Source organism: Streptomyces sp. NBC_01478, from assembly GCF_036227225.1.
Classification (GTDB): Bacteria; Actinomycetota; Actinomycetes; order Streptomycetales; family Streptomycetaceae; genus Streptomyces.
In genome coordinates, this window is the sequence record NZ_CP109444.1 from 2,837,730 (window position 1) to 2,852,292 (window position 14,563).

12 protein-coding genes are annotated in these 14,563 nt (G+C 70.9%); 7 read left to right on the forward strand and 5 right to left on the reverse strand.

Annotated features, from left to right (window positions below; translation table 11 throughout):
• Positions 1-54 precede the first annotated feature (54 nt).
• Positions 55-999 carry an ATP-binding cassette domain-containing protein gene (locus OG223_RS12725; protein WP_329246715.1) on the forward strand — a complete coding sequence of 315 codons (945 nt, stop codon included), beginning with the start codon at positions 55-57 and terminating at the stop codon, positions 997-999.
• The gene (locus OG223_RS12730; protein ID WP_329246718.1) at positions 996-1,772 is read left to right on the forward strand and encodes an ABC transporter permease; all 777 of its coding nucleotides are present in this window, start codon (positions 996-998) and stop codon (positions 1,770-1,772) included. Before OG223_RS12725 ends, OG223_RS12730 begins: the two co-directional genes overlap by 4 nt.
• 10 nt (positions 1,773-1,782) lie before the next feature.
• On the opposite strand, the gene OG223_RS12735 is transcribed toward OG223_RS12730, so the two are convergent.
• Positions 1,783-3,429, reverse strand: a complete 1,647-nt coding sequence (locus OG223_RS12735; RefSeq protein ID WP_329246721.1) for an amidohydrolase — start codon at positions 3,427-3,429, stop codon at positions 1,783-1,785.
• A 105-nt stretch (positions 3,430-3,534) separates the two neighbouring features.
• On the opposite strand from OG223_RS12735, the gene OG223_RS12740 reads away from it, so the two are divergent.
• A complete protein-coding gene (locus tag OG223_RS12740) occupies positions 3,535-4,743 on the forward strand; it encodes a CaiB/BaiF CoA transferase family protein (protein ID WP_329246724.1) in 1,209 nt (402 codons plus the stop codon).
• Positions 4,744-4,785: 42 nt separating this feature from the next.
• Here OG223_RS12740 and OG223_RS12745 read toward each other — a convergent pair whose 3' ends face one another.
• The 3 genes from OG223_RS12745 to OG223_RS12755 form a co-directional block, all read right to left on the reverse strand.
• Positions 4,786-5,052 carry a hypothetical protein gene (locus OG223_RS12745; RefSeq protein ID WP_033286328.1) on the reverse strand — a complete coding sequence of 89 codons (267 nt, stop codon included), beginning with the start codon at positions 5,050-5,052 and terminating at the stop codon, positions 4,786-4,788.
• Between the two features lie 126 nt (positions 5,053-5,178).
• The gene (locus tag OG223_RS12750) at positions 5,179-6,018 is read right to left on the reverse strand and encodes an anti-sigma factor (protein WP_329246726.1); all 840 of its coding nucleotides are present in this window, start codon (positions 6,016-6,018) and stop codon (positions 5,179-5,181) included.
• A complete protein-coding gene (locus tag OG223_RS12755; RefSeq protein WP_019059221.1) occupies positions 6,015-6,557 on the reverse strand; it encodes a sigma-70 family RNA polymerase sigma factor in 543 nt (180 codons plus the stop codon). The genes OG223_RS12750 and OG223_RS12755 overlap by 4 nt, the downstream gene beginning before the upstream one ends.
• 229 nt (positions 6,558-6,786) lie before the next feature.
• On the opposite strand from OG223_RS12755, the gene OG223_RS12760 reads away from it, so the two are divergent.
• From OG223_RS12760 to OG223_RS12775, 4 genes are all read left to right on the forward strand, one after another.
• Complete coding sequence (locus OG223_RS12760) at positions 6,787-8,328, forward strand: DUF4331 domain-containing protein (RefSeq protein ID WP_329246728.1); 1,542 nt, start codon at positions 6,787-6,789, stop codon at positions 8,326-8,328.
• Positions 8,329-8,494: 166 nt separating this feature from the next.
• Positions 8,495-10,339, forward strand: a complete 1,845-nt coding sequence (locus tag OG223_RS12765) for a tetratricopeptide repeat protein (RefSeq protein WP_329246730.1) — start codon at positions 8,495-8,497, stop codon at positions 10,337-10,339.
• Positions 10,336-12,039 carry a HoxN/HupN/NixA family nickel/cobalt transporter gene (locus tag OG223_RS12770; RefSeq protein ID WP_443073709.1) on the forward strand — a complete coding sequence of 568 codons (1,704 nt, stop codon included), beginning with the start codon at positions 10,336-10,338 and terminating at the stop codon, positions 12,037-12,039. The genes OG223_RS12765 and OG223_RS12770 overlap by 4 nt, the downstream gene beginning before the upstream one ends.
• A 45-nt stretch (positions 12,040-12,084) precedes the next feature.
• The gene (locus OG223_RS12775) at positions 12,085-13,701 is read left to right on the forward strand and encodes a serine/threonine-protein kinase (RefSeq protein WP_329246733.1); all 1,617 of its coding nucleotides are present in this window, start codon (positions 12,085-12,087) and stop codon (positions 13,699-13,701) included.
• Positions 13,702-13,705: 4 nt separating this feature from the next.
• Here the strand turns inward: OG223_RS12775 and OG223_RS12780 are convergent, their stop codons facing one another.
• A complete protein-coding gene (locus tag OG223_RS12780) occupies positions 13,706-14,512 on the reverse strand; it encodes an SGNH/GDSL hydrolase family protein (protein ID WP_329246737.1) in 807 nt (268 codons plus the stop codon).
• Between the last annotated feature and the right edge of the window lie 51 nt (positions 14,513-14,563).

The window sequence follows — 14,563 nt, forward strand, 5'->3', positions numbered from 1 at the left end:
CCTCGACCACCATGCTAGTTACGTACAGCGTACGTAGTGCGCTATGGTCGGCCCATGGCTACTACGTACGCTGTACTTAGTGAAGGTCTGGAGAAGCGCTTCGGCGCTGTGCATGCCGTGCGCGGGCTGGACCTGGCGGTGGCGCGGGGCACGGTCTGCGGGGTCCTCGGCCCCAACGGCGCGGGCAAGACCACGGCGGTCCGGCTGCTCACCACCCTGCTGCGGCCCGACGCGGGCTCCGCACGGATCGCCGGGCACGATCTCGTCCGGGAGGCTTCGGCCGTACGGCGCAGCATCGGCGTCACCGGGCAGTACGCGTCGGTCGACGGCGACCTCACCGGCCGGCAGAACCTGCGGCTGTTCGCCCGGCTGCACCGGATGCGGAGCCCCGCCGAACGGGCCGGCGAGCTGCTGGACCGCTTCGGTCTGGCGGAAGCCGCCGACCGCCCCGCGTCGACGTACTCCGGCGGGATGCGCCGCCGCCTCGACCTGGCCGCGAGTCTCATCCGACGCCCCGACGTGCTCTTCCTGGACGAACCGACGACCGGCCTCGACCCGGCCAGCCGGAACCGGATCTGGGACGCCGTACGGGACCTGAAGAGGGAGGGTACGACCGTGCTGCTGACCACGCAGTACCTGGAGGAGGCCGACCAACTCGCCGACGACATAGCCCTGGTGGACCGGGGGCGGGTCGCGCACAGCGGGTCGCCGGCCCAACTGAAGGCGCTCGTCGGCACATACGCCGAGGTCGTCGTCGCCCACACGGACGCCCTCGCCGAGGCAGCCGGTGTCCTCGACCGACTCACCGGCGCCGAGCCCTCGTTCGACCATGAGCGGAACGCCGTGGGCGCGGTCACCGGCGACCCGACCCTCACCCTCCCCCGTCTGGTCCGCGAACTCGACGCGGCGGGCGTGCCGTTGCTCGACGCGAGCATGCGCCCGCCGACCCTCGAGGACGTGTTCCTCCGGCTGACGGACCGCAAGGAGGCGGTGGCATGAGCGCGTTGGCGTACGACGGCGGCGCGATGCTCGGCCGGCAGTTGCGGAGGGTGCGGAACAACCCGGCGCTGGTGATCCTCACCCAGACCATGCCGATCACGATGCTGCTGTTCTTCGGGTACGTCTTCGGCAGCGCGCTGGCGATGCCGGGCGACGCGTACCGCTCCTATCTCGTCCCCGGTCTGCTGGTCGCGACCGCCGCCAACGGCATCATGACCGGCATGTTCCAGGCCGCCCAGGACTCGCACCGGGGCGTGACGGACCGCTTCCGCACCCTGCCGATGAGCAGGGCCGCCGTACCGCTGGGGCAGGCGACCGCCGACCTGGTCGTCACGGCCGTCGGGACCGTGCCGTTCCTGCTGGTCGGCCTCGCGGTGGGCTGGCGGATCGAGGGGTCGGCGCTCCAGGCCGCCGCTGCCGTAGGCCTGTTGCTGCTCTTCCGGTTCGCCTGCGCCTGGGTCGGCATCCTGCTCGGACTGGTTTCCCGCAGCGAGGAGGCGGCCGGTCAGCTCGGCAGCGCGACCTTCATGCTGCCGCTGCTGTCCAACGCGTACATCCCGACGGACCGGCTGCCGGGCTGGCTGCGCACCCTGGCCGAGTGGAACCCCATCAGCGCGGTGACGACGGCCCTGCGGTACCTGTTCGGCAACTCCCCCGTACCGGAAGGCGCCGCCTGGCCGGTGGCCCATCCGATCGCCGGGTCGCTGCTCTGGTGTGCCGCGCTGATCACCGCGTTCGCACCGCTCGCCGTACGCCGGTACGCGCACGGCTAGCGCTGAACCGCTATTCCTGGGGCGCGAGTTCGGGCCCCAGCGAGGAGAACTTCTCCTGGGACACCACCCTCCGGGGCGGCCAGGTGATGTTGTCCGGCGGCCATGTCTGGCCGGTCCGCTCCAGGAACCACTCCGGCGGTTCGTACATGGGCGGTTCGTAGCCGTCGGGCAGGGCCGTCCGCCACTCGACGCCCGCCCTGCGCCGCCTGAACTCGTCCTGGATCGACTTGAGTTGGTCCGGCTGGGTGAGCAGGTCGATCGCCGTCGCCGCGAGATACCGGGCGGCGGCGATGACGACTGCCCGGCCGGGGGCCGCCGCCGCGCACGAGGTGACGGCCCAGGTGTGCAGCTTGGTGCCGATCGGGGCGAGGGCGGCGCCCATGGAGACGGTCGGCACGTTCCAACTGATGTCGGCGACGTCCGTCGAGCCGCCGCTGAGGAACACCGGGTTGGGCGGGGCGAGTTCGGCGATCTCGGTGTGCAGGCCCTTCGGCGGCAGCCCGAGCGACTCCTGGAGGTCCCGCGCCAACTGCTGCGCCTCGTCGGTGAATTCGGGCGGCCCGAGCTGCCGCATGTTGTCGTGCATCAGCTCCGCGAAGGCCCTGGAGGGGAGTTGGTTCCAGCAGGCGGCGGTGACGCGGTGCCGTACCGACGTCTGCGATGCCTTCGCCGCCGCCTCGGAGACGGCGATCACCTTGTCGAGGAGGACCTGGACGCGGGCGGGACTGCCCTCGCGTACGTAGTAGCTGATCTCGGCGATCTCGGGTGTGACGTTCGGGATGTCACCGCCGTTGTTGATCACCCAGTGGAGGCGTCCGCTCGGCGCCACGCTCTCCTCGCGCAGGAACTCGGAGAGGGTCGCCATCATCACGGCCGCGTCCAACGCGCTCTTGTTTCCCAGGGGATGCCCGCCGTGACCGGCCACGCCCAGGAAGGTGAAGGTCACCGCTGTCATCGCGGTGCTGGTGCGCCAGCCGGTGGCGTTGGAGGTCGAGGGGTGCCAGTCGAGGAAGGCGTCGAGGCCGTCGTAGACGCCCTTGCTGACCGCGTAGGTCTTGCCGATCAGGTTCTCCTCGGCGGTCGAGCCGAAGAACCGGACGGTGACGGGGAGTTGGTGTCGCTCCGCGGCCCGCGCCACGGCCGCCGCGGCCGCTGCCGCCGCCGTACCGAGGGCGCAGTGGCCGCAGCCGTGTCCGGGGCCGTAGCCCGGCGCGAAGGGGTCGTGGACGTACTCGCGCGGATCGTGGTGGCCGACCCCGCTGTGCTGGGAGAGGCCGGGGAGCGCGTCGTACTCGCCGCTGAAGCCGAGGACCGGGCCGCCGGTGCCCTGCGAGTAGGTCGCGGTGAAGGCGGTGGGGAAGCCGGCCGTGCCGAACTCGACCTGGAATCCGGCCTGTTCGAGGAAGGCGGCCTGAGCGAGGGAGGACTTCCACTCGCGCAGGCTGAGTTCGGCGTTCTCCCAGATCTCGGAGTTGAGGCCGGTGATCCGGTCCGTGTGCTCCCCGATCCAGTCCAGCGCGGTCGTCTTGGCGGGGCTGTCCCGGGCGAGGCCCGCGGGCGGGACGTAGGCGGGCGCGGCGAGGTGGGCGGAGGCCGCCATCACCGGGTCGGTGGCGGTCGTCGTCTCGTGTTCGTGCTGGTCGTGGGGGTCACACACGTGCGCCTCCGGCAGCGGCGAGGATCGGTGCATCGGCCATACGCATCATGCTCCCCACACTCCCCCCGCATGCTCCCCATATGACAAAGATGTCAGGCGCGGGACATGATCCCCGGCATGGAGCCCTTGCCGCTGCCCCTGGAGGGCATCACCGTCGTCGCCGTCGAGCAGGCCGTCGCCGCGCCCTTCGCCACCCGTCAACTCGCCGATCTGGGTGCCCGGGTGATCAAGGTCGAGCGGATCGACGGGGGTGACTTCGCGCGTGGATACGACACCGCGGCCGGCGGTCTGGCCTCGCACTTCGTGTGGTGCAACCGGGGGAAGGAGTCGATCGCCCTCGATCTGAAGGATCCGCGCGGGCTCGATGTCGTACGGCGGCTCGTCGCCGACGCGGACGTGTTCGTGCAGAACCTCGCGCACGGGGCCGCCGCCCGGCTCGGGCTCGACGCGGCGACGCTGTGTGCGCAGCGGCCTCGGCTGGTCGCCGTGGACATCTCCGGGTACGGGGCTTCCGGGCCGTACGCGGACAAGCGGGCCTACGACATGCTCGTGCAGTGCGAGGCGGGGCTGGTGTCGGTGACGGGGACGCCGGAGCTGCCGGTGAAGGCGGGGATCCCGGTGGCCGACATCGCGGCGGGGATGTACGCGTTCTCCGGCGTGCTCGCGGCGCTCGTGCGGCGCGGAGCCACCGGGCGGGGCGGGCCCGTCGAGGTGTCGATGCTGGACGCGCTCGCGGAGTGGATGGGGCATCCGCTGCATCACGCGATGCACGGCGGAACTCCCCCGGCGCGCACGGGACTTGCGCACGCCGTCATCGCGCCGTACGACGCCTATCCGACGGCGGACGGCGGGCGGGTGCTGCTGTCGGTGCAGAACGACCGGGAGTGGCGGCGGCTGGCCGAACAGGTACTGGAGCGGCCGGAGTTGGGGAGCGATCCCGACTTCGCGACGAACGCGGCGCGGGTCGTGAACCGGGAACGCACCGACGCCCTCGTCGGCAAGGCGCTGGGTGGGCTCGGCGCCGACGAGGCCGTGGGGCTGCTGGAGCGCGCGGGTGTGGCCTGCGCGCGCCTCAGGAACGTACAAGAGGTGGCGGAGCACCCGCAGTTGGCGGCTCGGGAGCGGTGGCGGGAGGTGGGTACGCCGGTCGGGCCGCTGCGGGCGCTGCTGCCGCCCATCACCTTGCCGGGCGGAGGCGAGGCGCGGATGGGCGACGTGCCCGCGCTCGGGGAGCACACCGTGGCGCTGCTGCGTGCCGTGGGGATGGCGGACGTGGAGATCGCAGCACTGCGCCGGGACGGCGTGGTGGCCTGAGCGCGGGTCCCCGGGAACTCCCGGGGGACGCCGAGGACTTGCTCAGCGCCCGCCGAACAGCGAACGGCGCAGTCTGCGCAGCGGCGCGAAGAGCTTGACGCGGCTCACGCGGGTACCTGTGGCGCTGCGTTCCTGCGTGGTGTCACGCGAGGTCAGCTCACGCATCAACGAGGTCGCCTCTGCCGTCTCGCGCTGCGGGACGACAGGGCCGCCCAGCACCGAGAGATGGCGGTCGAGACGCGAACTCGTCGCGCTGCTCCCGCACGTGATCGCAGGGACCCTTGCCCTGCTGCGCACTATCTGTTCCATGTCACTCCCCACCCGTACGAGTCCACCCGGCCCGGGCAGGGTAACCCTATCGCCCCAACCGAGCACTCGTGTATCGAGGTCTCAGGATTCACCTTCCCCGTAAGGGTGTTGACGACCCCTCCGTGATTACTCTCCGAATCCAACCGATTTCAGGGCGAGTTGGACAACTGGCTGAGTTGTGGGCTGCGCTGAGCCTCCGTCGGGCTCCACGGTCACTGCGAGTGATGTTGCTGATTTGTCGAGTCCGGTGGTGACCAAGGGCGTGTCGTCCTTGAAGAGCCCGAGGGAGCGCGGTTGCACATTGGGGCGCATCAGCCAGAGTTGACGCACGCGCCCGCTCGGAGGTGCGCCGTATCCGCTCAGGGTGACGACCGCGCGCCCCTCCGACGCGGAGGCGATCACGCCGATGCTCCGGCCCGTGGTGTCCGCGCCGGTGGTCGCACGGGCGTCGGGAGCTGCGAGAACGTGTGCGATCTCACGCGACTGCGCCTGCGCGGCGTCCAGCTTGTCCTGTGTCCTGTTCGCCTGCACGGCGAACAGCGAGGCCACGACGAGAGCGGCGGTGGCCGTCGCGGTGGCGAACGGCACGAAGAACGGGCGCCGTTGGGGCACGCGGGCGCGCGAGGCCTGCGGCTGTGTGCCCCACACATGGGCCGGCAGCCGGGGCGTGTACTCCCGCGTCTGCGGTTCCCTCGCGTGCTCGCGCAGCGGTCCGGGTTCCTGCGGGGTCTGCCGTACGGCGGCCAGTACCCGGTCGCGCATGGCGAGCGGCGGCTGGGCCACCGTGGACCAGGCGAGGCGGACCGCGTCCTCGGTCATGGCCCGCACCTCCTCGGCGCAGCGGTCGCAGCTCCTGAGGTGCTTCTCGAACTGGCGTCGCTCATCGGGTTCGAGGGCGTCGAGGGCGTAGGGGGCGGCGAGCGAGTGGAGATCCCCCCGGCGGAACAGTCGGGCGAGGATGCTCATGCGACACCTCCCAGGCAGTCGCGCAGCCGGGTGAGTCCGTCGCGCATGCGGGTCTTGACCGTGCCCAGCGGCAGCGACAGCCGCTCGGCCACTTCACGGTACGTATAGCCGTCGTAATAGGCGAGGGTGACGGACTGCCGTTGCAGGGCGGTGAGCCGGTCCAGGCAGCGGCGCACCAACTGCCGTTCCAGGCCTGCCTCGACCTCCTCGGTCACCTGGTCGAAGGCGGGGTGGTGGGAGCGGCGGGCCTCGCGCTGCTCGCGTTCACCGGCCGCGCGGGCGCTGCGCACCCGGTCGACGGCCCGGCGGTGGGCGAGCGTGAGGACCCAGGACAGGGCGCTGCCCCGGCCGGGGTCGAAGCGGGCGGCGGACCGCCACATCTCCAACAGCACCTCCTGGGACACCTCCTCGGACTGCGCCGGATCGCGCACCACCCGGCGCACCAGCCCGAACACCGGCCCGGACACCAGTCCGTACAGCTCCTCGAAGGCCCGTTGGTCACCCGCCGCCACCTGCACCAGGAGCTCGTCGGCCTCCACCCGTCCCCCACTCTTCGACCGCACGCGGCCCATCCCCTCATCACATCCCGTCACACGAGGCGTTCGTAGCGAACACCTCTACGGATGGGTTACGGATCAGCGTGCCCAAAACGCGGGTCAAGGGAAGGATTGCAGGGCGCCAAAAAAACTTTTCAGGTTTGACCAATCCGCCCAGGCACCTGCTCCGAATCCCCGAGCGTCAGGCAAGTTGGCACTGAGGACGGACGGCATGACACCTATCTCCAGGAGCGGTGCGGGACGTAAGAAGCTTGCGGCCCTCGTATGTGGGGCGCTGGCCGCCGGGGGGCTCGCAGCCGCCGGCACGGCCGCGCTGGCACCGGGAGTGGCCTCGGCCTCCTCCCACCGGGAGGCCCCCCTCATCTCGGGGACTCCGCAGTACGACAACACAGACCTGTACGCGTTCGTCAGTCCGGACAAGCCGGACACCACGACGATCGTGGCGAACTGGATCCCGTTCGAGGAGCCCGCCGGCGGCCCGAACTTCTACCAGTTCGCGGACGACGCCCAGTACGACCTGCACATCGACAACAACGGTGACGCGCTGGACGACTTCATCTTCCGCTACACCTTCAGCACGCAGATCAAGAACAAGAAGACGTTCCTGTACAACACGGGTCCGGTGACCAGCCTCACCGACCCGGACCTCAACATCACGCAGTCGTACGACATCGAGCTGATCAAGCTCAAGAAGGGCAAGGCGGTCTCCGAGACGAAGGTCGCCGACGACATCCCGGCGGCGCCCTCGGACGTCGGCGACGCGTCGATGCCGGACTACGCCAAGCTGCGCTCGCAGGCGATCTACAAGACGACGAACGGCGGCGCGACCTTCGCGGGCCAGGCCGACGACCCGTTCTTCGCCGATCTGCGCGTCTTCGACCTGCTCTACGGCGGCAACCTGAGCGAGGTCGGCAACGACACCCTCAAGGGCTACAACGTCAACACGATCGCCCTCCAGGTGCCGAACGACCTGATCCGGCAGTCCAAGTCCCGTCCGACCGTGGGTATTTACTCCACGACCCAGCGCAAGAACGCGAAGGGCTACTACACGCAGGTCTCGCGCCTGGGCAACCCGCTGGTCAACGAGGTCGTCAACCCGCAGAAGGACAAGGACAAGTTCAACGCGTCCGAGCCCAAGGACGACGCGCAGTTCCTGAAGAACGTGACCGAGCCCGAGATCCCGAAGCTGATCGAGTCGATCTACAAGATCAAGGCGCCGGCCGAGCCGCGCAACGACCTCGTCAGCGTGTTCCTCACGGGCGTCAAGGACCTCAACACCGAGCAGCCGTACGCGAAGCCGTCGGAGATGCTGCGCCTCAACACCTCGATCAAGCCGGCCGCGCACCCCAAGCGGCTCGGTGTCCTGGACGGCGACACGGCGGGCTTCCCGAACGGGCGTCGGCTCACCGACGACGTGATCGACGAGGCGCTCCAGGTCATGGAGGGTGAACTCGTCGGTTCCAAGAACGACTTGGGCGACGCGGTCGACAAGAACGACAAGGGCTTCGAGAAGTACTTCCCGTACGTCGCCGAGCCGACCTCGGGTTCGCGCGGTCCGCTCGCCAAGGGCACGACCAGTGGCAGTGACGTCAAGAACCAGCTCGGCGACGCGCTGCAGCCGGCGGGTTCGTCCTCCGGCACGGACAACATGATGCTGATCGTCGCCTCGGCGGCCTCCGGTGTGGCCGGAGTCCTGCTGATCGGCGCGGGTGTCGCGTGGTGGCGCCGCCGGATGAGCTACCGCCCGTACTAGTACCCCCCTCGAACTGGCGCGGCCCGCACAGCTTCTTCCCCCACGGTGCGGGCCGCGCCACCCCACGTCTCACCTTCCTTGAGCAGTACGGCACTTGCCCCACGTATCCACATGTATCCGCCGATCCACGGAACCACTGATCCACCCAGGCGATGGAGGAAACGGCATGGCCCCGCGCGAGAACGACAACAAGCCGCCGGAGGGCGAACACGGCGAAACGCCGGTGCCGGTGCCTGCGGCGGCGGAGCGGGAGTGGGAGCGGCTGTGGAAGCAGGGGGACGATTCGGGGGGCGGGAGCGAGGACGAGGACAGGGGAGCGGGCGACGGAGAGGTGGTCGCCGAGACCTCCGAGACCGCGGCCGAGGCCCGGGCCGAATCCCCTGAGGCATCCGGCAGCACCCCCACCGAGACTCGTGAAACTCCGAGTCGCACAGCCGCCGAATCCCCCGAGCCGACCCCCACCGTCGACGACGCGGCCCCGGCCTCAACTCCCGTGGACGGCAAGGCGGATGAGCCGGCCTCCGCCCACAGCCACGACCACGACCACGACCACACCGACGGATCAGTCGCCCCCCACAGCCACGCGACCCCCGACGACGACCCGACCGCCGCCCCCAACCGCTCCCACCCCCACTCCCACACCGACGACGACCGCATCGCCGCCGTACGCCGGGTGGCCGCCGCGAGTCGTCGCTGGCGGGCGGTTCAACTCGCCGGTTGTGCCGCACTGTTGGCCGTGGCGATGACCGCCGGGGCCATCGCCATCGGGGCGGCGAAGGACAGCGGGGCCACGGGGGTCGCCGCGTCCAGTGCGGTGTCGCCGGAGTTGTTGGCCAGTGGGAGTCTGGACGCGAGTATCGCCTCGCTGCAGGCTCATCTCAGGACGCAGCCCAAGGACTTCGACGGGTGGGCGACGCTCGGGCTGGCGTATGTGGAGCAGGCGAGGACGAAGGGTGACCCGTCCCGGTACCCGCAGGCGCAGGCAGCCCTGCAGCGGTCGTTGAAGGTCTCGCCCGGGAACGAGAACGCCGTCGAGGGACAGGCCGCGCTCGCCGCCGCCCGGCACCAGTTCAAGGAGGCCCTGACCTACGCGGACCAGGTCCTCAAGGAGAACCCCTACAGCGAGCGCGCCCTGTGCTCCCGCATCGACGCGCTCGTCGAACTCGGCCGCTACGACGAGGCGTCGAAGGCCGCCGACCTCGCCGACGCCCGCAAGCCCGGCGTCCCGGTCTTCACCCGGTACGCGTACGTGCACGAACTGCGCGGCGACGTCACCACGGCCCGCAGCGTCCTGGAGCGCGCGCTCGCCAGTGCCACCTCCCCCGGAGACATCTCCTACGTGGCCGGCACGCTCGGCCAACTCGCCTGGAACCAGGGCGACTACAAGTCCGCCCTCGACTACTACGGCCGCGCCCTCGCCGCCGACGAGAACTATCTCCCCGCCCTGGAGGGCCGCGCCCGCACCCAGGCCGCCCTGGGCGACCGCGCCGAAGCCATCAAGGGCATGGAACTGGTCGTCTCCCGCTACCCCCTGCCCCAACCCCTCGTGGAACTCGGCGAGTTGTACGAGAGCCGGGGCGCCGAGGGCGACAAGGCGAAGGCCGACGACCAGTACGCCCTCGTCGACGCCTGGATCGCGCTGGCCCGCGCCAACGGCGTCAACGCCGACCTGGACACCGCGCTCGCCGCCGCCGACCACGGCGACGTCAAGTCGGCCCTGAAGGCCGCCCGCGCCGAGTGGGCCCGCCGTCACACCGTGCACACCGCGGACGCCCTGGCCTGGGCCCTGCACGTCAACGGCCTCGACAAAGAGGCCCTCCCGTACGCCCGCCAGGCCACGGCCACCGGCTACCACAACGCCTCCTTCATCTACCACCTCGGCATGATCGAACTCGCCACCGGCCACCAGGCCGACGGCCGCGCCCACCTGACCAAGGCCCTGAAGCTGAACCCGGGATTCTCCCCCCTGGGCGCGAGCAAGGCCCGCAAGGCGTTGGAGGCGACCAAGTGAGGCCCGCCCGCCGCCTCCAAGTGAGGCCCGCCCGCCGCCTGTTCGCCTCCGCCGCGGCCGTCCTCACGGCCGCCGGCGCGCTCCTCCTCGTCCCCGCGGCGACCGCGAGCGCGCACCCCCTCGGCAACTTCACCGTGAACCGCTACGACGGTCTCGTCGTCGCCCCCGGCCAACTGCGCGTCACGCACATCGAGGACCTCGCCGAGATCCCGGCGACCCAGGCCAAGCCGGACATCAAGCAGTTGGGCATCACGGAGTGGGCCCGGCAGCGGTGCGACAAGGCCGCCGAGGGCAGCAAGGTCACCGTCGACGGCCGGACGGTCGCCCTCACGCCGGGCAGCGGTACCGCGAGGCTGCGGCCGGGGCAGGCCGGGCTCAACACCCTTCGGGTGGAGTGCAGTTCGACCGCCGCGCTCCCCAAGGGCAGCACGGTCGCCCTCGGCTTCCACAGCGCGGGCCTGACCACCGGTCCCGGCTGGCGGGAGATCACCGCGCGCGCCGACCGGATGACGCTCACCAAGTCGGACGTGGCGAAGAAGTCGATCTCGCACGAACTCACCAGCTATCCCAAGGACTTGCTCTCCTCCCCCGCCGACACCACCACCGCGTCCCTGCACGCGCGCCCCGGCGGCCCGGCGCTCACCGACGCCGACCAGTCCACGTCGGAACCGCCCGCCGCCTCCGTGCTGCCGCGCGGCGCCGACCGCTGGACGGAGGCCCTGAACAACCTGGTGGCCCGCCACCACCTCACCGTCGGCTTCGCCGCGCTCGCCCTGCTCATCGCGATCGCCCTGGGCGCGATGCACGCGCTCGCCCCCGGCCACGGCAAGACCCTGATGGCCGCCACGGCCGCCGCGCGGGGCGGTCGCGCCCGTCTCAAGGACGTCCTCCCGCTCGCCGCCTCGGTCACCGTCACCCACACCCTCGGCGTCATCGCCCTGGGCCTCCTGGTCACGGCCGGCTCCGCCGCGACCCCCTCGGTGATCGCCTGGCTCGGCATCGCGAGCGGCGCCCTGGTCCTCTTCGCCGGCGCCAACCTCGTACGCCGCGCCTGGCGCAACCGCCCACGGCCACAAGCCCATTCACACCCGCACCCCCACGACCACCAGCACGAGACCGCCAAGACCCCCGAGCGCTCCCTGGTCCTGGCCTCCGCGCACGCCCAAGCCGGGTCCACGGCTCCCCACGCCGAGCCCCACGCACACCCGCACCCGCACAGCCACGACGACGACCACGCCCACAGCCACGGGCACGACCACAGCCATGACCACCCCCACCCCCACGACCATGGCCACGCGCACGACCACGCCGTGGAACACACCCACGGCGGCTTCACCCACACCCACGAGACCGCCCCCACCGTCCGCGGCACGATCCTCCTCGGCTTCGCCGGTGGGCTGGTCCCCAGCCCCTCCGCCGTGGTCGTCCTCGTGGGCGCCGCCGCACTGGGCCAGGCCTGGTTCGGGCTGCTGCTCGTCGTCGCGTACGGCGTCGGGCTCGCCCTCACCCTCACCGCCGCCGGATTCGCCGTCGTCAAGCTGGGTACAGGAATGAACCGTGTGCTGGACCGGCGCCCCCGCTGGACCACCAGCCCCATGGCAGTCCTGGTCCGCCGGACCCTGCCGTTGGCTTCGGCGTTCGTGGTCGTGGCCCTTGGGGTCGGATTGGTGCTCAAGGGGGCGGCATCCGCACTCGGCTGAGCTACGTTTGTGGAGAATTGGCCCGGATGCGAATGGGAGTAACCCATGCCCGAAGAGCCGGGCACTGAACGTGTGATCGCGGGCCGCTACCGGCTCCTGTCCCCCCTCGGTGAGGGCGGGATGGGCACGGTGTGGCGGGCCCGCGACGAAGTGCTGCAACGCGAGGTCGCCGTCAAGGAGGTGCGCGCGCCGAGCGGGCTGGCGTCCGACGACGTGGAGCGGATGTACGCCCGTCTCGAGCGCGAGGCGTGGGCGGCGGCGCGGGTCGCCAACCGCAACGTGGTGACGGTGTACGACGTGGCGACGGAGGACGGCCGCCCGTGGATCGTCATGGAGCTGGTGCGGGGCGTGTCCCTGGCCGATCTCCTGGACGCCGAGGGCCCGTTGACGCCGCAGCGGACCGCGCACATCGGTGCCGAGGTGCTCGCCGCGCTGCGGGCCGCGCACGACGCCGGGGTGCTGCACCGCGATGTGAAGCCGGCCAACGTGCTGATGTCGAACGACGGCCGGGTGGTGCTGACCGACTTCGGTATCGCGATGGTGGAGGGCAGTTCGGCGCTCACCATGACCGGCGAGGTCATCGGTTCGCCCGAATTCCTCGCCCCGGAGCGGGCGTTGGGCCGTACACCGGGTCCCGAGTCCGACCTGTGGGCGCTCGGCGTGCTGCTGTACGCGGCGGTCGAGGGCCATTCGCCGTTCCGCCAGAACACCCCGCTGAGCACCTTGCGCGCCATCGTCGACGAGGAGTTGCCGGCCCCGCAGTTGGCGGGACCGCTCACCCCGGTCATCGAGGGGCTGCTGCGCAAGGACCCGGCCGAGCGGCTCTCGGCCGAGCAGGCGGAGCAGGATCTGCGGCTGGTCGCCGCGGGCGGTGCCCCGCGCGCGTCCACGGCGCCGACGACGCCGTACACACCGACGATGGCGGGTTCCCCGCAGGACACCTACGGGCAGCGGGACTCGCGGACGCCGGTGCAGGGCTTCGGGCCGCCGCCCGCCTCCTACTCGACGCCGACGGCCCAGGACGAACCGCACGGCAACCGGCGGGCGGCCGTCGTGATCATCGCGGGCCTGGTCGCGCTGGCCGTGGCGATCGGCGGGCTGACGTACGCGCTGATGAACCGGAACAACGACGGGGACAACAACGCGGGGCCGGGCACGAGCACTCCCAAGAGCCAGCCCTCGGACACGACTTCGCCCAGTGCCAGCAGCGAGACCACGGCCGCGAGCGAGACGCCCAGCCCGAGCGCCAGCAAGTCCTCCTCGGCACCGCAGTCGGTGCGGGTGACGGTGGACGGCGCCAACACCGAGTACTCGGGCAGTTGTCCGCCGCCGACCGCGAAGGCGCCGACGTTCACGGCGAGCATCACCGTGGGGAAGTTGCCGGCGGAGGTGTCCTATCGGTGGGTGACGAAGACCGGTTCGGTCTCCAACCCCGGCTGGAAGACGCTGTCGTTCCCGTCGGGCGGCGGGAAGACCAAGCAGGACCGGGTGTTCCTGACGACGTACTCGAACAGCGGGACGTTCTCGAACGAGATCAGCGTCGAGATCCGCACCCCGGTGAAGACGACGTCCAACTCGGTGCCGTTCTCGGTGACTTGCGTGGCGGAGACCCCGTCGGACGGGGCCTCCGCGTCGGACTCGGCCTCACCCTCTGATGGGTGAGACGTCAGGCCGCGCCGGTGAACACCGGTAGGTAGCCGCCGGACTGGCCGCCCGCGGTCGGGTGGTACGACTCGGTGATGCTCAGCAGGTTGAGGCTGTGCAGCCAGGAGCTGCCGGAGCAGATCTCGTGGCCGGTGAACGGGGTGCGTACGTCGGCGAAGGTGAAGCCGTGGTCGGCGGCGCGCTTGGCGAGGGCGGCGTCGAGGTAGTCGGCCGCGCCGTTGATGGCGGAGCGCTTGGTCGCGGAGAGGCCGAGGCAGGTGGTGCCGAGTTTGTAGAAGCGCGGGTAGCCGAGCACGACCACGTGCGCGGCGGGGGCTTTGGCGCTGATCGTCGAGTAGACCTTGTCGAGGAGGCCGGGGAGCGTCGAGTCGACGTACGCCTTCGCGGTGGCGATCCGGGTGAGGCAGGAGCTGTCGGACTGCAGGACGCAGGTCGTCATGACGTCGGTGAAGCCGGCGTCGTTGCCGCCGACGCTGATCGAGACGAGGCCGGTGGAGGCGCTGAGGGTGCCGAGCTGGTTGGCGAGAACATCACCCGTACGAGCGCCCGAGCAGGCCTTGAAGTCGAACGTCGAGGGTGAATGCGCGGCCGCCCAGAGGTAGGGGTAGGCCTTGGTGCTGCGGTCGCAGGACCCGCTGGAGCTGATCTTGCTGCCCGAGCCGACCCCGGAGGAGTAGGAGTCGCCGAGGGCCACATAGCCGCCGGCGGCGGCGACTTGGGACGCCTGCGCCGTCATCGCCCCGGTGAGGGCGAGGCCGGCGGCGAGGAGGAGCGAGGTCACGTATGCCGTAAATCGGGAACGTCTCATGGAACCTCCCTTAGCAGGATCTCTGCCACAACTGTCGTACCAACTACGCGC